This is a genomic window from Tessaracoccus antarcticus (assembly GCF_003688855.1).
GTDB lineage: Bacteria > Actinomycetota > Actinomycetes > Propionibacteriales > Propionibacteriaceae > Arachnia > Arachnia antarctica.
The window spans coordinates 766,601-785,247 of sequence record NZ_REFW01000001.1; the positions used below are offsets into that span (position 1 = coordinate 766,601).

The following is an 18,647-nucleotide window of genomic DNA, read 5'->3' on the forward strand; positions in this document are numbered from 1 at the left end:
TGATAGTGAACGTCCCACGGGCGATGTGCCAAATCAGCATCCATACACCCGCTGCGTTGCATTGGTTACGCTGGGGTGCGTGAACGCCGATCGACGACTCCTCATGGTCCATGCCCACCCCGACGACGAGTCCAGCCAGTCGTCTGCAACTCTGTCCCGTTATGTTGCGGAGGGTGCAGCGGTGACGCTCGTCACCTGCACGCTCGGCGAACGCGGCGAAATCCTGGTCCCGGACTGGGAGCACTTTTCCCCGGCCGAGCTCGGCGAGCACCGCATCGAGGAACTCGCCACCGCCCTCGGTGTCATGGGGGTGACCGACCACATCTGGCTGGGCGGTCCCGGGACCTTCCACGACACGGGCATGGCCACCGATGAGCGGGGGCAGGTGATACCGCCCGACGACAGCCCCGAGAACGCGTTCTGGAACGCCGACCTGCTCGAGGCCAGCAACCACCTCGTCGAGGTCATCCGGTCGCGCCGGCCGCAGGTCCTGAGCAGCTACGACCCCCACGGCAACTACGGGCATCCGGACCACATTCAGGCACACCGCGTCACCATGTACGCGGCGCAGCTCGCCGCCGTCCGCGCACACCGCCCGGATCTGGGGGAGCCGTGGGAGGTTTCCAGGATCCTGTGGAACACCGTCAACCCGGCCATGTGGGAGGAGGCTGACCGGCTCGCCAAGGAGCAGGGAATCGACCTCTTCGGAGACCGCGATGAGAACGCGGGCCCCCGTCGCCCCGGGGCCTCCGAGGTGGCTGCTGTGGTGCCCTACGGGGAGTATCTGCAGCGCAGCACCGATGCCCTGCTCTCCCACCGCAGTCAGGTGGATCCGGAACAGGATTTCTGGAAGTTCTTCTCCATCATGCGCGCCCTTCCCACTGCGGGGGAGGCCTACATCCTCGCCGGGGGCCAGCCGTTCCCGCACAGCGATGCACCGGCAGACGACATCTTCGCGGGCCTGGACGTCTCCCCCTGACCGGGCGGGGGCGAGAGCCCCCCGCCCCTGCCCGTGTCCTGAGTGTCTCCACAACCAACGGCGGACTCAGCGGCGAAGACCCTTGAGGAAAGCGGTGGCTGCCAGCACCCCCACGACGCCGGCGGTGTAGAGGGCCGTGCGGACCCACGTGCTGGACGTCTGACCCCTGGCCGCCTCGCGGACGGCGTCGTCGAAGCCCATGAGGCCGCCGGGCGGAAGAGGGATGTAGTCGTCGATGTCGTGCTCGCGCACCACCGTGTCGTGGAGCAGACTGCCAATGAGTGGCTTGGCCATGTCCGTCTTGATGTCGGTCACGAGTCCTATCCAGTGGGCCGCAAGGCCGGGTGTGGTGACGGGTGCGGTGAGCATGGGTCCGGGCTGAAAACCCAGCGCCCGGGCGTAGCGCTGCATCATGCCGGCATACGTCATGACGTCGGGGCCCCCGATGTCAAAGGTGCGATTCACGTCGGCGGGCAGGTCGGCGGCAGCCACCAGGTAGTACAGGACGTCGCGGGCGGCGATGGGCTGGATGCGGTTGTTGATCCACTTCGGTGCGACGCCGGCGGGCAACCGCTCCGCGAGCTGCTTCAGCATCGTGAAGGAGATGGATCCGTTGCCGAGCACCACGGCCGCCTGCAGCACTGCGGTGGGGACACCGGACGCCAGCAGCTTGTTGCCCACCTCGACACGGCTGGCGAGGTGTTCGGAGAGTTCTTCGTCGGGGTGCAGTCCGCTCAGATACACCAGGCGCTCGAGGCCGGCCGCGGAGGCGGCGTCGGCGAAGATCTGCGCCATGTGGGCATCCCGCTCCGCAAAGTCCTCCCCCGAACCCATGGAGTGGAGCAGGTACCAGGCCACGTTGGCGCCCTCCATGGCCTGTGCCACGTCGCGCGGCTCGGTGGCGTCGCCCTCGATGGCCACGACCTTGTCGTGCCACGGGTGGTCCTTGAGTTTCTCGGGGCTCCTGGTGAGCGTGCGGACGCTCCATCCGTCCTTCAGGAGCTGCTCGACGACGAGGCCTCCCACATAGCCTGTTGCCCCGGTGACGAGTGCGGTGCGGGTGGTCATAGTGCCCTCCAGATGTCGAGTGTTGGTTGCAATAGGTACAGCATGCCCAGCGACCATGTCAGGTGGGCGACGATCGGGGCCAGGAGTGCGCCGGTGCGTTGCCGCAGCCACCCGGCCAGCAGTCCCATGGACATGGCGGCGAGCGCCAGCAACGGGATGCCGGAGGCGCCCGTCACGAGGGTGTAGACAATTGTCGTGCCGATGAGGCGACGGTTGGTCGAGCCGCCTATGGACTCGTGCAGGGCTCCGCGGAAGAAGATCTCCTCCGTGACTCCATTCACGATGGTGATGGCCGTCACCACCGGCAGCGCCCCGAAGCGGGCATGCGCCAGGAGCGCCTCGACGGGTGAGGCAAGGAAGTCGATGCGTGCCACGACGCCCGCCCCCAGAAGGAAGACCACGAGCAGTACCAGACCCCCCGCGACGCCCCAGCCCACATCCCGCAGCCACTTGCCTTCGCGGATGCTCCCGAATGTCCGGCTCCGTGCGGTCAGCAGGGATCCGATGACCCACACGACCGCCAGCGCGAAAGTGAAGACGTAGAAACTCGCGTCGCCGGGTTTCACCTGGACCCCGAGGAACAGGAGTACCGCCCCCGTCACTCCCGTGACCGCTGCAATGCCCCGATTCCTCCTGGCGCCGGACTTGGTGGCCGCGCCCTCGGCCGAAACGCTCATGCGACGCTGGTGGACCTGCGCTGTTGCTGCCAACGAATGAACCAGAACACCAGCAGGACCGCGGCGGCGGCGAAGGCCGCCACCGACACTGCAGTGGACTGGGGGTCGCTGGTGCTGCGGCCGATGCCGATCCATGCCAGCCCCCAGGCGAGGGCGGCGGTGACGGTGAAGCGGGGGCCGAGGCGCAACGTGAACGCGACGCCCAACCCGATGGCCACGATGAGGATGACGACGGCCAACACCTGGTTTCCGACCGTGCCGAGGTCCCACCCGGAGGACACTCCCGCCGCCGTGACGTTGGCGCAGGTGGCAGCAGTCACCCACCCGAGGTACAGACCGAAGGTGCCGTCGGTGATCACCTTGTCGGCGGTGCCCTCAGCGGGGTGGCGCTGGAGGATCCCCAGCAGCGATCCCAGGACGACGGCGAGAGCCAGAATCACGATGACGCTCACCCAGATCGCTCCCACCTGCGTCACCAGGAGCCACACGGCATTCAGGATCATGGACGCCGCCGCCAACCAGCCGATGGCGCGGTGCCTCGTCGACGTCTTGTTGCGGGGCAGCCACTGCCAGATGGTGTAGGCCAGCAGGCCGGCGTAGATGATGGACCAGATGGAGAATGCGGGACCGTCGGGTGCCAGCAGTGTTGCATCCGACGCCAGTGCTCCACCGGAGGACTCCTGGACACGTGTGCCGATGACCCCGATACCGAAGAGTGTCCCGACGACGCAAAAGATCTCGCTCGCCGTGACTGTGATCTGGCGGGCCAGATCGTTGGATGAACCCATGCTTCCTCCTCTTTCCGTCATGGAAACACTACTGCCCTTCCGGGCGAGGTCCCCCACATGTGGCCGGGGCCAATCGCTCTCCCGTTGTGCCACCCGCAAGGGTGATACGTAGTGGGCCGCCCATTGCCTACAGTTTTTGGGGTGGACCAGGGCAGGTCCCACGGGCATGTCAACTCTTTGGAGGGAAATCGTGGCCTACTCAGACCAAGAGCACACCAGTGGCGAATTCGAGGTCTCCGGCGACGGAGCGGGATCGCAGTTGGGCGACGCCAACGAGACGTGGGAGGAGAGGTTCGGCCCGGGTCCTGACGACCTGGAATCCGAGACGGACATCCTCGGTGACCCGACGGCTGGCACCGACGTGGACTTCGGACAAGCAGCCGGGGTTGCCGGTGACCGGATCGACGTCGTGGCAGCCAGTGGATGGGAAACCGTGGAGCAGCGGGACACGACGTCCGGCTCCACCACTGACAGGGACAGGACCGAGGATCTGAAGAACGAGGCCACACAGGCCGCCTCCGATGCTGGGGATCGCGCACGGGATGTCGCCGGTACGGCGCAGCGGGAGGCAGGCGCCGTGAAGGACGCGGCTCTTGCGGCCGGGGCAGATGTGGCCGACTCCGTGACGCAGCAGGCTGGCAACGTGGCCCACGAGGTGGGCCACCAGAGCCGCCGACTGATGGATGAGGGCGTCGCCGAGCTGCAGACTCAGGCTGGCGCAGGGCAGCAACGACTGGCTGAGCTCTCCCGCTCATTTGGCAGTGAACTGCAGGCCATGACGAGCGCCACGGAGAACTCCGGCCCCATCACGGATCTGGCGAACAACGCCCAGGTGCTCTTCGACGATGCCGCCAACTGGTTGGAACGCAATGAGCCGGCCGACGTGCTTGATTCCGTGCGGCGCTACGCCTCGCGGAACCCCTTGACCTTCCTGGCCATCTCCGCCGGTGTGGGCTTCGTGGGTGCGCGGATCGTGCGCGGCCTGCAGACCAAGGAACGTGCCCCGCAGCCCGCCCGCGACGTGCCGTCGCAGTACTACGGGTCGCAGACCGCGGCCATCTCTCCAGTGGAGGACCCGGCCTATGCCGGCGGCCCCCGCTACGGCGGCCAGGACAGGGTCCAGCCCAGTGCCACGCCCGGTGTGTCCATGGAGCCGGAGGGGGGCACCGGGTTCGAGAGTCAGCCGTTCACGGCGCCCGCACCGACGCCCTACGGTGGTCAGAGGGGCCTGTGATGTCCTCTGAGTACCAGGAACGCCCCACGCACGCCGCGGAGATGGGCGTGAGTGAGACCGACGAGAGCTACCAGCGCTACCGGGCCGAGGACCGCTCCTTGGGTGAGATTGCCTCCGAGGTGCTGGAGAACGCGAGCACGCTGATCCGCCAGGAGGTGGAGCTCGCCAAGGCCGAGGCCAAGGACGCTGCAGGCAAGGCGGGCAAGGGCGTCGGCATGTTCGTGGGCGCCGCCATCGCCGGCCTTCTCGCGCTCATCGCCCTCACGCTCATGCTGTGGTGGGCCTTCGCCGTACTGATCGGCGGAGAGGACCCTGCGCTGGGGTGGAGCGGCCTCATCGTCACCGTGCTGTGGCTGGTGGTGGCCGGTGTACTGGCCGCACTCGGCAAGAGCGAGTTGGACAAGATCAAGGGTCTCCCGAAGACCCAGGACACCGTCAAGAAAATCCCGAATGCCGCAACAGGCCACGAGGAGAAGAACCGATGAGCAATCCCGAGGAGATCCGCCGCAGCATCGAGCGCACCCGCGCCGAACTGAGCGACAACGTCAACGCGCTGGGTGACAGCACCAGCCCCGGCAACATCGCCCGTGGGCAGGTGGACAAGGTGAAGGAGGGTGCTGCCAGTCTGGCGGCACGTGTGTTCGGGGAACCGGAGGACCCGTACGACGACGGCCTGACCGGGGAAGCCCGCGCCGCCGTGGACCAGGCGCGCGAAAGCGCCGCGGGTGTGGTGGCCGACGCCCGAGGTGCGGTCGGCGACGCCCCGCAGATGGTGAAGTCCCGGACTCGTGGCAATCCGCTGGCTGCAGGGCTGATCGCGTTGGGCGTCGGCGCCCTGATCGGTGGCCTCATCCCCACCACCCAGCGCGAGAGGGACGCCGCCCACCAGCTGAAAGAGGCCGCCGAACCCCTGATCGAAGAGGCTCGAGCGATGGCCATGGAGGCGAAGGACAACCTCCAGCCGTTGGCGCAGGAGGCCGCCGGGGCGCTCGGCGACGTGGCCAGGGAGGCGGGTGGCCAGGTCAAGCAGGATGCCGCAGCCGCCACCGACCAGGTTGTTGGCCAGGCGCAGTCCTCGGCCGACACCGTCAGGGGTGACGCGGGCGTCGCCGTTGAGCAGACAAAGGATGATGCCCGCCAGGCCGCACAGGGTGTCACGAGCTGACGCAGCGTTGCCGAGAGGGCCGTCCCCGCAGAGTGGGGTCGGCCCTCTCGTCGCGTCGCGGCCCCCGTCACCGCTTCCTCAGGACGATGCTGGGGCCTCGTCGTGGTGTCCGCTCAGCTGAAGGCCTGCGGGACCACGGGAATGGCGTGATCCTCGAGCCACTGGATGAGCGTCGCGCGTTGAGCCAGTGACGCCTCGTTCAGCACGTTCTTCGGATACGAGAAGTAGTAGTCCTGGAAGGAGGCGCCGGAGCTGGTCGTCGCCTCGGGATCGGCCCCGGACTGGAGAAGGAGGAGTACCAGGTCTCCGGCATTGACCCGGGCACAGGTGTGGATGACCGCGTCGGAGTTCTCGTCTGCCCCATCGGGGTCAGCGCCTGCCTCGAGCAGCATCATGAAGACGGGCGCGTCCCGCTGAAGGCAGGCGATCTTCAGCGGCGTGTCGCCCGTCATCGTCTCCCGCACGTCCGGATCCGCCCCCGCGGACAACAGCAGTTCCACGAAGCGCACACCGCGGTTGAAGGCTGCGTTGCTCAGTGGCGCCGCCCCGTCCCGGCCCACCAGGTCCGGATCTGCCCCCGCTTCGAGGAGGCCGGCCATGCCGTCGGCACTGCTGGACATGATCGACCACTGCAGCATGGTGAGGTCCTCGGTGCCACGCGCATCCGGGTCGGCGCCGTCCGCCACCAGGGTGGCGATCGTGGTCTTGTCCCCACGGGCAACAGCGGTGGCGAGCTTGCGGGCATGTGGCTCGCTGAACCACTTCGCTCCACCGGCGGACCCTGTCACCGAACCGCATGCGGTCAGGGTCAGGACGACGGTCAACAGCGCGATCACCATTCGGGGCATGCCGCGTAGTCAAGCACGGACACGACCTCGTCTGTCGAAACGGCGAGAACCCTTCGAGGGACTGCTCAGAAAGGCGGGTTGGTGAAGCGGCTGTAGTGACCCTGGAAGAGGGAGTCGATCTTTCCGGTCTCGCCGTTGCGGTGCTTGGCGATGTGGAAGGCCGCCTGGCCGCGTTCTTCGTCGGTGGGGCTCTGCGTGTACATCTCCGGTCGGTGGATCATGAGGACGATGTCGGCGTCCTGTTCCAGGGAGCCGGACTCGCGCAGGTCGGAGAGCTGCGGGATTCCGTCCTTGCGCTGCTCGGTGTTTCGGCTGAGCTGGCTGAGTGCGAGCACGGGAATCTCGAGCTCCTTGGCCAACAGCTTGATCTGTCGCGAGAACTCGGAGACCTCGAGTTGGCGGGATTCGACCTTCTTGCCGGAGCTCATCAGCTGGATGTAGTCGATGGCGATGAGCTGCAGGTCGTGGCGCTGCTTCAGCCGGCGGGCCTTGGCCCGGATCTCCATCATGGTGAGGTTGGGGGAGTCGTCGATGAACAGCGGCTTCTTCTCCATCATCACGGACTTGTCCGTGATGCGCTGCCAGTCGGACTCGTCCATCTTGCCGCCGCGGATCTTGTTGAGCGGGATGGAAGCTTCGGCGCTCAGGACCTTCATGACGATCTCCGTCCGGCTCATCTCCAGCGAGAAGAAGGCGGAGCACAGGTCATGGTGAAGGGCTGCGGCGCGGCAGATGTCGAGCGCGAACGTGGACTTGCCCACGCCGGGGCGAGCGGCCACGATGATCATCTGACCGGCGTGCAGGCCGTTGGTGATCCGGTCCAGTTCCGTGAAGCCCGTGGGGACACCGGAGAGGGCGTCGCCGGAGTTGCTGATGGCCTCCATCTCGTCCCACGTGGGCTGGATGAGCTCGGCCAGTGACTTGTAGTCCTCCGACGACTTGTTCTCCGTCACCTCGTAGAGGGTCTGCTGGGCCTCGTCGACGATCTTGTCCACCTCGCCCTGGCCCATGTAGCCGAGCTGTGCGATGCGGATGGAAGCGTTGACGAGGCGTCGCAGCACTGCCTTCTCGCGGACGAGTTCGGCGTAGTAGATGGCGTTGGCGGCGATGGAGACACTGGCCAGCAGGTCGTGCAGGTAGACAGGGCCACCGATCTTGCCCAGGTCACCCGTCTTCCCGAGCTCGCCCGAGACCGTGATGGGGTCGGCGGGCTCACCGCGACCGTAGAGCGTGACAATGGCGTCGAAAATGGTCTCGTGGTTGGGGCGGTAGAAGTCGTGGCCACGCAAGGTTTCGACGACGTCGGAGATGGCGTCCTTGCTCATCATCATGGCGCCGAGCACGCTCTGCTCGGCAGCAAGGTCCTGGGGGGGTGTGCGGTCCAGTTCGCTGATACTCGCCTCGCTGTACGTCTCCGCAGCCACGAAACGCCCCCCTTCTCCACGACCGCACCTGACGGGCGATCGAAGGCAAGGTTAGCCCAGACGCACTGACATTTTGACCTCCCCGGCCGGTCGCTCGTGACGATGTGTGGACAACACTGTGGACGACCTGTGGACAGATTCAGCAGCCTGCCTCACGGCCTGTGGAAGAAGTCCCATGAGCTGTCCGGCATGACGATCACAACTCGTTTTTCTCCTTGCTGACCCCCTGTGGATGGCGTTCTCCACAGGAGCCGGAACACGTTGGACAGCCAGGCAACAAGCGGATCGCGGAGAAGGCACCGGGGTGGAAATCTCGTGCAGATTGCTCCGCGAATAGGGCATGACTAGTGGCAATGCCCGTTGGCCCGGCCTTTGTGGGCCCCCGCTGGGGGGCGTGCCGTCCGTGGTGTATCGAAGGGCCCGTGCGGTGGGCGTGAGGGGCGCGCACGCCAGCCCTCGTCCACCGATCTGTCCACAGAAAAATGCCCTCATCTGTGGACAAGTGACTCCCGATGCTTGTCGAAAGTACCCCCCAGGGGTATAGTGCACAGTGGAAGTGAGGGACGCATGGACAACGAACTGGCAGCTGTCGCCCCGGCGGTGGCCACCCCGGCGCAGCACGGCTACACACCCCAGAAGCAGGCCTACCTGAGGAGGCTGCGGCTCATCGAGGGCCAGGCCCGCGGCATTGCCCGCATGGTGGAGAACGACGAGTACTGCATCGACGTCCTCACCCAGATTTCCGCTGTCACCAGTGCCCTGAAGGCGGTGTCCCTGGGACTCCTGGAGGACCACCTCGAACACTGCGTGGTCAACGCTGCCCGCGAGGGCGGGGACGTGGCCGAGGAGAAGATGCACGAAGCCATGCAGGCCATCAGACGGCTTGCCAAGTGAACAGTCCCACCAGGGGCCCGACGAAAGAGGAAGAGCAATGATTTCCAGGTACATCATCACGGGTATGACCTGCGGCCGCTGCGCCGCGCACATCACCGAGGAGGTCTCCGAACTCGACGGCGTGACCGGCGTCAATGTCAGCTACGACAGCGCCAGCATGCTTGTGGAGTCCGAGGAACGGCTCCCGTTCGACGCCATCATCGAGGCCGTTGCAGAGGCAGGCGAGTACTCCGTCGTCGAGGCCTAGGTCATCTCCGACCGATCGGTCGGCCACCCACCCACCCACAGTGAAATCAGGGAACAACGCATGACCAGCACCCAGCAGGACCTCCGGAAGACGGCCGGTGTCGACATCTCTCTCGACATTGAGGGGATGACCTGCGCGTCCTGCGCCAACCGGATCCAGAAGAAACTCAACAAGGTGGACGGCGTCGTCGCGACGGTGAACTACGCCACGGAGAAAGCAGCCGTCCAGGCGCCGCGCGGGATGAGTGCCGAGGCCCTCATCGCCGTCGTGGAGCAGGCCGGGTACGGCGCGCGACGCACTGCCCCGGAGACCCCGAGGGCGGACAGGGCCGATGTGCTCAAGCCGCGCATGTTGCTGGCGTTCGCCCTTGCCGTCCCTGTGGTCGCCGTTTCGATGGCCCCGGCGTTGCAGTTTCCGGGGTGGCAGTGGGCGGCGCTCGTCCTGACGGCGGTCATCGTCTTCTGGTGCGGGCGGTCGTTCCACGCCGCCACGTGGGCCAACCTCCGGCACGGCACCACCACCATGGACACCCTCGTCACGATGGGTACCGTCGCCGCCTTCGGCTGGTCCGTGGTGGCACTCTTCTTCGGTCACGCCGGCATGATCGGCATGCGCCACGAGTTCACCTTCGCCCTGGGGCGATCGGACCCCATGGGCAACGTCTACTTCGAGGCCGCCGCCGCCATCATCGCGTTCCTCCTGCTGGGGCGGTGGATCGAGGCCCGCTCCAAGAAGGAGGCCGGCGCCGCAGTTCGCGCCCTCATGGAGGTGGGGGCCAAGGAGGCCGTCGTCCTGCGCGACGGTGTCGAGGTCCGGATACCCGCCGGTGAGTTGTCGCTGAACGACAACATTGTCGTCCGGCCCGGGGAGAAAGTGGCGGCTGACGGCGAGGTCGTCGAGGGCACCTCTGCAGTGGATGCCTCCATCATCACGGGGGAGTCCCTGCCCGTCGAGGTCTCACCCGGCAGCACGCTGGTGGGTGGTTCCGTCAACGCCACGGGGCGTCTTGTGGTGCGTGCGACCGCCGTCGGCTCCGCCACGCAGGTTGCGCAGATCGCGCGACTTGTGGAGGAGGCGCAGACCGGCAAGGCCAACGCGCAGCGCCTGGCCGACCGTGTCACCACATTCTTCGTGCCCGCCGTCATCGGCATTGCCGCAGTCACCTTCCTGCTGCACTGGGCGTTCGGCTCAGGGCTCACCTTCGCACTCACGGCCGGCATCGCCGTGTTGATCATCGCCTGCCCGTGCGCACTGGGGCTGGCCACGCCCTCGGCGCTGCTGGTCGGTACCGGCCGCGGTGCCCAGCTCGGCATCATCATCCGCGGGCCGCAGGCGCTGGAGAAGGCTCGCAGCATCACCACCATCGTGCTCGACAAGACGGGCACCCTGACCACCGGCTCGATGTCGGTGCTCAGTGTGGAACCAGCCATGGGGGTCGACGAGCGCGAACTGCTGGCTGTCGCTGCCGCAGTGGAGGCCGGGTCGGAGCATCCCATCGCGCAGGCGGTGGTCACGCAGGCAGGTGAGTCGGGCTACGGCGCCGACGCCACGGCGGCTGGCTTCGTCGCGGTGCCGGGTAAGGGAGTGACGGCCGACGTCGTCCTCCACGGAAGGGCGTCCACGGAGGTGGCAGTGGGGTCCCGCGTGCTTCTGGACGACATGGGAGTCCCAGTGGACGCCACGGCTGGCGTGGAGTCCGACGTCATCGGCAGCGAGGTCTACGTGGCCCGTTCCGGGCAGTTCCTGGGCCGCATCGTGGTGGGTGACCAGCTCAAGCCGTCGGCACTGCACGCCGTCGTACGGCTCCGCGAACTCGGCCTGGAGCCGGTGCTTCTGACGGGGGACAACCTGGCGGCCGCGCAGCGTGTGGCCGCAGAGGTGGGCATCGAGCAGGTGCGCGCAGGAGTCCTGCCGCAGGGCAAGGCCGACGCCATTGAGGAACTGCGCTCCGGCGGCCACCGCGTGGCCATGGTGGGCGACGGTGTCAACGACGCCGCCGCACTGGCGAGTGCCGACCTCGGCATCGCCATGGGGGCGGGCACCGACGCGGCCATCGCGGCCAGCGACATCACGCTGATGCGCGACGACCTGCTCTCCGTGGTGGACGCGGTGCGCCTGTCCCGTGCCACGGACTCCACCATCAAGTCCAACCTCGCATGGGCGTTCGGGTACAACGTGCTGGCCATCCCCATCGCCGCACTCGGGATGTTGACCCCCATGATCGCCGGTGCGGCCATGGCCTTCTCCAGCGTGTTCGTGATGCTCAACAGCCTGCGACTCAAGGGATTCCGCGAGGAAAAGCGTCAGTAATGGGGGTCTCACAGGTTTTCTGGGGATTTCCTCAGAAAAGAGGTATCCTTGTGGGACCCGGTGCGGACCTCCCGGGTCCCCGACTCCTTGGAGACGTCACACACATGGGCAAAAAGCTCTGGATCCCCGCAGCCGCAGGTGGCGCAGCCCTCGCGCTCGTCGCCACGACGGGGATTGCGACGGCGATGCACAAGAACGACATTGAAATCGTCGTCGACGGCGCAGCCTCGTCCATTGCCGTGCGTGAGAACACCGTCGGTGAGGTCCTGGAGCTTCAGGGCATTTCCCTGGACGAACACGACGTGGTCCTGCCCGCCGTGGACACGCGCATCACCGCCGGCATGGAGATCACCGTCGCCTACGGCCGTCCACTGGAGATCTCGGTCGACGGGAAGCCGCGTCAGGTCTGGACCACCGCCCAGAGCGTCGGGGAGGCCCTGGCCTTCCTGAACCTGGACGAGGCTGACTCCAAGCTGTCCGCGTCGCGCTCCACCTCGATCGGACGCATTGGTCTGGCCATGGAAATTGCCACGGCCAAGGACGTCACTCTCACCGTCGCGGGCACTCCGTCGGCGCTCACCGTCGCCGGCACCGTCGCCGATGCGCTCACCTCGGTCGGCGCGACACCCGACGCCGACGACATCGTCACGCCGGCCCCCGACACCGTCCTCACCGACGGACTGGCCATCTCCTTCGTGGCCGTCGAAGTCAAGGAGAGCGTCAAGGAGGTGGCGATGCCGTACAAGAAGACGGAAACCACCTCTGATGAGCTCGCCAAGGGCACAACGAAGGTCACCACCAAAGGTGCCGAGGGGCTCACACGTGAGACCTACACCGACGTCTACCACGACGGCGCCCTCATCAGTTCCACGCTGGCCGAGTCCGTCATCTCGCGGCAGCCGGTCCACCAGGTGACCACCGTCGGCACCTTCGTCGCGCCCACGCCGACCCCGGCGCCTTCCCCTGTTGAGGAGGCCGTCCCCGCGGACACCTCCAGCACCACCTCGTCGTCAGGCAAGGCCCTCAACCTGGCCCGCGCCTCCATGTGGGACCGCATCGCCCGCTGCGAGTCCACCAACAACTGGAGCATCAACACCGGCAACGGCTACTACGGCGGCCTGCAGTTCAACCTGCAGACGTGGCGCTCCGTCGGTGGCACCGACTTCGCGGCCTACCCGCACCAGGCCAGCCGCGCCGAGCAGATCACCGTGGCAAACCGGCTCTACGCAGAGCGTGGCACGCAGCCCTGGAGCTGCGCCTGACCTGCAGGCCCCCCAGAACGTCGCCCCCAGCAACCCCCCGTGCTGGGGGTGACCTATTTCTGGAGGAACGTGACGCGCGGTCAGGCCATCTGCTGCAGCGCCTTCTCCATGGTTTCCACGATGGCGATCGTCTCGTCCAGCGTGATGAGCGGGGACTCCTGCTCGCCGTCGGCCACCAGTTGCGCGAAGTGGGCAGCCTCGTAGGCCAATCCCTCGTGCCCGGGGATGACCGGCTGGGGTGATTGCACGGCATCGCCCTCCAGTGGCGTGAACGTCACCCGCTGGGGACCGTAGAAGTCGCCCGGGATGTCGATTCGCCCGCGTGAGCCGGCGATGGTGGCCGTCGTTGCGGTCTTGGCGGCCAGGGTGGTGTTCAGGACGGCGTGCGCGTTGGGATGGCGGGCGAACCCGTCGAGCACCATGCTCACCTGCCGGTCCACACCCGTTGCGGCCCGTGTGCCGACGGCGTTCACGCGGCCGGGGGTGCCCATCACGAACGAGGCGAACGACACGGGGTAGACACCCAGGTCCAGCATCGCCCCGCCTGCAAGGTCGGGGTTGAAGAGGCGGAACTGCGGGTCGAAATCGAAGTACTGGCCGTGATCCGCCTGCATCATCTCCAGGTCGCCGAGTGCGCCACCCTCGAGCATTTGGCGGACCACGTCGATGTTCGGGAGGAACCGCGTCCACATGGCCTCCATGCAGGTGACGCCGGCGGCGCGGGCTGCTGCCACCACCTGGCGGGCCTGGTCGGCGGTCTGCGTGAACGCCTTCTCGATGAGGACGTGCTTTCCGGCGTTGATGGCCAGCAGGGCGTGCTCGGCGTGATGGCTGTGCGGGGAGGCAACGTAGATGGCGTCCACGTCCTCGTCGGCCACGAGCGCCTCGTAGCTGTCGTGGCGGCGTTCAACACTGAACTCGTCGGCGAACGCTGCGGCGCGTTCGGCGGAGCGTGAGCCCACCGCCACCACCTGCTGGCGCGTGTGCTTGCGGACGGCGTCGGCGAAGGTGTGGGCGATTCCGCCGGGGGCCAGGATTCCCCAGCGCAGGGTGGGTGCTTCGTGGGGCTCTGGGATGCGGGAGATCGGCAGGTTCATGGCCCAACCCTAGTGGCCGCCGTCCCCGGCTGCGGCGGTGATCAGACCAAGACCTTCGCCTCGCGCGCCACCTTCTCGTACAGGCCCAGCATCTCGATGGCCTGGGACTCGATGGTCCACTGGCCGGCCAGTCGTTTGGACGTCTCGGCTGCGCGGGCACGCCACAGCGGGTCGTCGAGCTTGTTGATGATCCTCATCAGTCCCGCGGCCATCGACGCGGCCGTCGGGCGGGTCAGTTCGGCGTTGACGCCAGGCTCCAGCACCAACTGCAGGCCGGGGTCGACCGACACGATCGGCAGGCCGGCCAGGGCGGCCTCGTGCAGCACCAGCGCCTGGGTGTCTGTCTGGCTGGGGAACGCGAAGATGTCGGCCATGCCGTAGAACGCTCCGAGTGCTTCGCGCTTCTGCTCGCCGGGCAGGATGACGTTGCCGCGCGCGGCGCCATGGGCCAACACACGCTTGATGCGCGGGTAGCGCTCCCAGTCACCCACCACCATGAGCCGGGCATCGGGGCGTTGCGCGGCCACGAGCTCAAAGGCGTCGACCAGCAGCGGGATCCCCTTCTCGGGGGCGATGCGGCCGGCGTAGAGAATCAACGGGCCGGGGCCGCGCTCCACCGGGGGAGGCCCCGGTGGCAGCGCGTTGACCCCATTGGGCACCACGACGACGTTGGCCGTGGGTGCGATCTCCCGGCACCGCACGGCAGTCTTCGGCGACGGCGTCGTCACCAGCGTCGCGGTCTCCAGCATCTTCTGGCACACCCCCAGGAGGGACGCCGTGGAGCGGCCACGATCCTCGTAGCGGATCACCGCCTCCTTGAGGTCATGGGAGTCCACGAGCTGCCCCTTGGAGATGCGCGTGAAGGCGTGCAACACACCGGTGAGGAGAGGCAGGACCGCGGAGTAGTGGTCGGCGTAGGCATCGAAGTCGGTGTGCCACGTGAGCATCAGCGGGATGTGCAGCCGACGTGCCGCCCAGACGCCCAGCGCCCCGACCGTGCCGAACCCGTGCACGTGGATGACATCCGGGTTGATTCTGCCGATCTCGTCAATGGTCCTGTCAAAGTGACGGCCATTGGCCACGCGGGTGGGCATGTTCGGCACCTTCACCGACGGCAGTCGGATCTCCCGGCGGCACTCTCGCCCGAAATGTGGGTTGGGGCCCTTGGCCCGGGGTGCCACGACGACCACCTTGTGGCCGGCGTCCAGGAGGTTGCCCTCCAGTTGCTGGACCGCGAACATGAGGCCGTTGCTGCCCGGCCCGTAGTTGTCGGTGAACTGCGCAACCGTCAACGGCCGCGTGGCGGCGCTCCGGATCGGTTGCTCGGTCACGGTGGTCACTCTATCGGCCCTGCATCGGAGTGGACGTGACTCGGCCGACGGGTTGTCCAAACAACATCGCCTCCGCTGCGGCTGGGCGCCGCCGCGTGGTCCGTGCTCAGCTGAGACGGACCACCCGGTCGCATTGTGCGACGAGCTCCGGATCGTGCGTGATCACCAGCACCGCCCGGCCCTCACCAGCGCGCCACACGTCGTGCATGAGGGCGCGGGCGGTTGCCGTGTCCAGATGTTCCGTGGGCTCATCGAGGATCAGCAGTTCCCGCTCGTCAGCCAGCACGCGCGCCAGCGCCAGTCGTCGCCTCTCACCGCCGGAGAGGGTGGTGCCGGCCTCACCGATGCACCGATCAGGGGACAGATGCAGTCCAGCGCCATGGAGGGCCGCTGCCACCTGCTCGTCGGTGGCGTCCCTGTTGCCGATGCGCACGTTCTCGGCCACGGTCGTGGTGAAGATGTGGGCGTCCTGCGCCAGGTAGCCGACGCGGTTGGCGCGACGCAGGGTCCCGGCCAGCGGAGGAATGAGGCCCATGGCCGTTGCCGCCACGGTCGTCTTCCCGACGCCGGAGGGGCCGACGAGGGCGACCCGCTCCCCGGGGTCCACCCGGAAGTCCAGGCCCTGCTGGATCACGACACTGCCGGGCCACCCGACGCTGACGCCGTCGAACTCCAGCCCCGGGGCGGGGTCCTCGGACGAGGTGACGTCGCCCGTGCCGACGGGGTCGGCATCCAGCACGTCGGCGATCCGCGCCAGCGCTGCGCGTGAACGAGTCCATGTCTGCGCGGCCGCGGCGAAGGCGCCGAACACCTCATGCAGGGCCAGCGGCGTGAGGACGATGACAGCCAGCAGCCGTGGATGCAGGTCCCCTGAGACGACGGCGGGTCCGCCGATCGCCAGGGCCGCCACCACGGCGACACCGGCAGCCACCACCTGAGCGGCGGTGGCGATGCCGCGCACCCACGCGGCGCGGGCCTCCTGGCGGCGCAGGGTGTCATCGATGGCCAGCAGGTCCACCAGAACCCTGTCCTGTGCGCCGTAGGCCACCAGGTCGCCCGTGGTGCGTGACAGTTCACGGACCCCGTCGGCCAGGGCGCCGCGGGTGGGGAGGGCAGCCAGGTCGGCGGCGCGGGAGGCGCGCTGCGCGAGGAGGGGAAGCACCACGCCGGCGAGCACGGCCGTGACCAGCAGCACCAGGGCGGCGGCCGGAGCGAACCGGGCCAGCATTGCGGTGGTGCCAACGATGACCAGTGAGGCGGCCAGCGCCGGGATGATGACGCGGACCACGAGGTCCTGGATGGCTGAGACGTCGGCCACCACACGGGTCAGCAGATCACCGCGGCGGCGCCCGATCAGCGTCGTGGCGGCCAGTTTGTCGTAGACGCGGATCCGTAGGGCCGATTGCATCCGCAGGGCCACGTCATGCCCCACGAGACGCTCGACATAGCGGAAGACACCGCGCGAGATGCCGAAGAACCGGACGCCGACCGCGGCGGACTGCAGGAACAACACCGGCGGCATCTCGGCGGCGCGGCTGATGAGCCAGGCAGCCAGACCCAGGAGCGCCACGGAGGCGCCGGAGGCCATGGAGGCCAGGAGCACCGCGAGGCTGAACCGCCGCTTGCCGTGGGGGACCGCTGAGAGGAGTTCGGTGACCAACCGCAGGGTCGGGTCCCTGGGGTCAGTGCGTCGGCTCATCATGCCGTCGCCCCCAACTCGACGACGCGGTCCGCCGCGGCCATCACAGCGGAACGGTGGGTCACGATGACGGCGCCCACGCCGGAGGCGCGAACGGCGTGGACCGCGGCCGCCTCGGTGCTGGAGTCCAGTCCCGCCGTCGGCTCGTCGAGGACCAGGAGGCGTGCGCCGCCGAACCGGATCCTCAGCAGGGCGCGGGCCAGCGCCACGCGGCGTCGCTCTCCGGAGGACAGTCCCTCGCCGTCATCGCCGACGAACTTCTCGCCGTCGAAGTCTGCGCCGGCATCACGCAGGGCCGCGGCGACGTCGACTGAGGAGGCGCCCGGGTGACCGAGGAGCACGTTGTGGGCCACTGTGCCGTTGATCATGCCCGGCTCCTGGGCCACCCAGGCCAGGTGCTCCCGCCACTCCCGTTCGTCGAGTGCAGCCAGATCCTGCCCGCCCACGGACACGCGGCCGGTATCGGGCTGCAGGAAACCCATGAGCATCGCCAGGGCTGTGGACTTGCCGCCGCCGGAGGTGCCGCGGATCGCCAGGACCTCGCCGGGTTCGATGGTGAGGTCCACACCATCCAGAGCGGGTGAGTCGGTGCCGGGGTAGGTGTAGGTGACGTCCTCGAAGCGGATCCGCAGGTCGGAGGGGACGGGGGAGGTGCCGGACGTGGCGCGTGCGCCGTCGATGAACCGGAACGCCGCGTCGGCGGCGGCGACGCCGTCGGCGGAGTCGTGGAAGTGGACGCCCACCTGCCGGACCGGAAGGAACGCCTCCGGTGCCAGAACCAGCACGAACAGGGCGGCTTCCAGGCCAACGTCGCCGTAGACGAGCCGGAAACCGACGGTGACGGCCACCACGGCCACCGAGAGGCTGGCCAGCAACTCCAGCGCGAGGGCGGACAGGAACGACACGTACAGCACGCGCATGGTGGCGTCGCGGTACTGCTCCTCGCCCAGTGCGACGCCCCGGCGCTGGGCGCGCGCGCGGGCGAACGCCTGGAGGGTGGGCAGGCCTTCGATGAGGTCGGCGAAGTGGTTGGCGAGCCGGTCCGCCACGGTGAAGCTTTTCGCCGTCGCGGTCTGCGTCGTCCATCCGATCAGCGCCATGAACACCGGGATCAGCGGGAGCGTGAACGCCACGATGATGGCCGACTGCCAGTCGGTCAGGAGGATTGCCCCACCCACGAGGAACGGCACCGTGGCCGCGAGGCCGAGCTGTGGAAGGTATTTGGAGAAGTAGCCGTCGAGCGCGTCGAGTCCGGACGTGACCATGGTCACCATGGAGGCCGATGAGGTGGCTGAGTCCCGGGGTCGGGAGAGCCGGGCCGTCAGGATGTCTCGACGCAGGGTCGATTTCACGCTGGCGGCGGATCGGTGGGCGATGGTCTCATTCAGCCACGACAGCAGTGCGCGCCCCGCGAACACCGCGGCCAGGCCGCCGAGCAGCACCGCCCAGTTGTCGGGGAGAGAGTGCTCGAGGAACACGTGGCTGATGCCCCGCGCCAGGAGGCCGGCCTGCACGATCAGCAGGACGGCGGTCAGTAGGCCCACGACGACAGAGGCGACCAGGTATTGACCGGTCGCCCCCGCACGCTTCAACAGTCTGGGATCAATGGGTCCCGCCATTGAGC

At 67.9% G+C, this 18,647-nt stretch carries 17 protein-coding genes; 8 read left to right on the plus strand and 9 right to left on the minus strand.

The window, feature by feature from the left end:
* Nucleotides 1-79: 79 nt before the first annotated feature.
* Complete coding sequence (gene mshB, locus EAX62_RS03235; protein ID WP_199711088.1) at nt 80-979, plus strand: N-acetyl-1-D-myo-inositol-2-amino-2-deoxy-alpha-D-glucopyranoside deacetylase; 900 nt, start codon at nt 80-82, stop codon at nt 977-979.
* Nucleotides 980-1,045: 66 nt separating this feature from the next.
* On the opposite strand, the gene EAX62_RS03240 is transcribed toward mshB, so the two are convergent.
* Genes EAX62_RS03240 through EAX62_RS03250 form a run of 3 tightly spaced genes read right to left on the minus strand, consistent with a single transcriptional unit; the run spans nt 1,046 to nt 3,512 of the window.
* Nucleotides 1,046-2,047 (minus strand): NAD(P)H-binding protein, encoded by a 1,002-nt coding sequence (locus tag EAX62_RS03240; RefSeq protein ID WP_121900208.1) that lies wholly within the window; start codon nt 2,045-2,047, stop codon nt 1,046-1,048.
* On the minus strand, nt 2,044-2,724 hold the full coding sequence (locus EAX62_RS03245) for a CPBP family intramembrane glutamic endopeptidase (RefSeq protein WP_121900209.1): 681 nt from the start codon (nt 2,722-2,724) through the stop codon (nt 2,044-2,046). Before EAX62_RS03245 ends, EAX62_RS03240 begins: the two co-directional genes overlap by 4 nt.
* Nucleotides 2,721-3,512: a TspO/MBR family protein gene (locus tag EAX62_RS03250; RefSeq protein WP_199711089.1), complete on the minus strand. Its 792-nt coding sequence runs from the start codon at nt 3,510-3,512 to the stop codon at nt 2,721-2,723. Before EAX62_RS03250 ends, EAX62_RS03245 begins: the two co-directional genes overlap by 4 nt.
* Before the next feature lie 190 nt (nt 3,513-3,702).
* On the opposite strand from EAX62_RS03250, the gene EAX62_RS03255 reads away from it, so the two are divergent.
* Genes EAX62_RS03255 through EAX62_RS03265 form a run of 3 tightly spaced genes read left to right on the plus strand, consistent with a single transcriptional unit; the run spans nt 3,703 to nt 5,911 of the window.
* Complete coding sequence (locus EAX62_RS03255; RefSeq protein ID WP_121900211.1) at nt 3,703-4,746, plus strand: hypothetical protein; 1,044 nt, start codon at nt 3,703-3,705, stop codon at nt 4,744-4,746.
* Complete coding sequence (locus EAX62_RS03260; RefSeq protein WP_199711090.1) at nt 4,746-5,231, plus strand: phage holin family protein; 486 nt, start codon at nt 4,746-4,748, stop codon at nt 5,229-5,231. The genes EAX62_RS03255 and EAX62_RS03260 overlap by 1 nt, the downstream gene beginning before the upstream one ends.
* Nucleotides 5,228-5,911 (plus strand): DUF3618 domain-containing protein, encoded by a 684-nt coding sequence (locus EAX62_RS03265; RefSeq protein WP_121900212.1) that lies wholly within the window; start codon nt 5,228-5,230, stop codon nt 5,909-5,911. The genes EAX62_RS03260 and EAX62_RS03265 overlap by 4 nt, the downstream gene beginning before the upstream one ends.
* A gap of 113 nt (nt 5,912-6,024) precedes the next feature.
* Here the strand turns inward: EAX62_RS03265 and EAX62_RS03270 are convergent, their stop codons facing one another.
* Together EAX62_RS03270 and dnaB are read right to left on the minus strand one after the other, a co-directional pair.
* Entirely contained in the window at nt 6,025-6,759 is a 735-nt protein-coding gene (locus EAX62_RS03270) for an ankyrin repeat domain-containing protein (protein ID WP_121900213.1), read from the minus strand.
* Between the two features lie 65 nt (nt 6,760-6,824).
* Nucleotides 6,825-8,183, minus strand: coding sequence for a replicative DNA helicase (gene dnaB / locus EAX62_RS03275; protein ID WP_121900214.1), 1,359 nt, complete (start codon nt 8,181-8,183; stop codon nt 6,825-6,827).
* 567 nt (nt 8,184-8,750) lie between these two features.
* On the opposite strand from dnaB, the gene EAX62_RS03280 reads away from it, so the two are divergent.
* The 4 genes from EAX62_RS03280 (at nt 8,751) to EAX62_RS17365 (ending at nt 12,896) form a co-directional block, all read left to right on the plus strand.
* A complete protein-coding gene (locus tag EAX62_RS03280; RefSeq protein WP_121900215.1) occupies nt 8,751-9,077 on the plus strand; it encodes a metal-sensitive transcriptional regulator in 327 nt (108 codons plus the stop codon).
* A gap of 37 nt (nt 9,078-9,114) precedes the next feature.
* Entirely contained in the window at nt 9,115-9,324 is a 210-nt protein-coding gene (locus EAX62_RS03285; protein WP_121900216.1) for a heavy-metal-associated domain-containing protein, read from the plus strand.
* Between the two features lie 60 nt (nt 9,325-9,384).
* Nucleotides 9,385-11,634 carry a heavy metal translocating P-type ATPase gene (locus tag EAX62_RS03290; RefSeq protein ID WP_121900217.1) on the plus strand — a complete coding sequence of 750 codons (2,250 nt, stop codon included), beginning with the start codon at nt 9,385-9,387 and terminating at the stop codon, nt 11,632-11,634.
* A 104-nt stretch (nt 11,635-11,738) separates the two neighbouring features.
* The gene (locus EAX62_RS17365) at nt 11,739-12,896 is read left to right on the plus strand and encodes a transglycosylase family protein (RefSeq protein WP_158600488.1); all 1,158 of its coding nucleotides are present in this window, start codon (nt 11,739-11,741) and stop codon (nt 12,894-12,896) included.
* Between the two features lie 80 nt (nt 12,897-12,976).
* Here the strand turns inward: EAX62_RS17365 and EAX62_RS03300 are convergent, their stop codons facing one another.
* The 4 genes from EAX62_RS03300 to cydD all read right to left on the minus strand — a co-directional run bounded on the left by EAX62_RS03300 (nt 12,977) and on the right by cydD (nt 18,642).
* On the minus strand, nt 12,977-13,993 hold the full coding sequence (locus EAX62_RS03300; protein WP_199711091.1) for a Gfo/Idh/MocA family protein: 1,017 nt from the start codon (nt 13,991-13,993) through the stop codon (nt 12,977-12,979).
* Between the two features lie 41 nt (nt 13,994-14,034).
* Entirely contained in the window at nt 14,035-15,324 is a 1,290-nt protein-coding gene (locus EAX62_RS03305; protein ID WP_147453992.1) for a glycosyltransferase, read from the minus strand.
* Between the two features lie 106 nt (nt 15,325-15,430).
* The gene (gene cydC, locus EAX62_RS03310) at nt 15,431-17,023 is read right to left on the minus strand and encodes a thiol reductant ABC exporter subunit CydC (RefSeq protein ID WP_121900981.1); all 1,593 of its coding nucleotides are present in this window, start codon (nt 17,021-17,023) and stop codon (nt 15,431-15,433) included.
* Entirely contained in the window at nt 17,023-18,642 is a 1,620-nt protein-coding gene (gene cydD / locus EAX62_RS03315; RefSeq protein ID WP_121900220.1) for a thiol reductant ABC exporter subunit CydD, read from the minus strand. Before cydD ends, cydC begins: the two co-directional genes overlap by 1 nt.
* Nucleotides 18,643-18,647 lie beyond the last annotated feature (5 nt).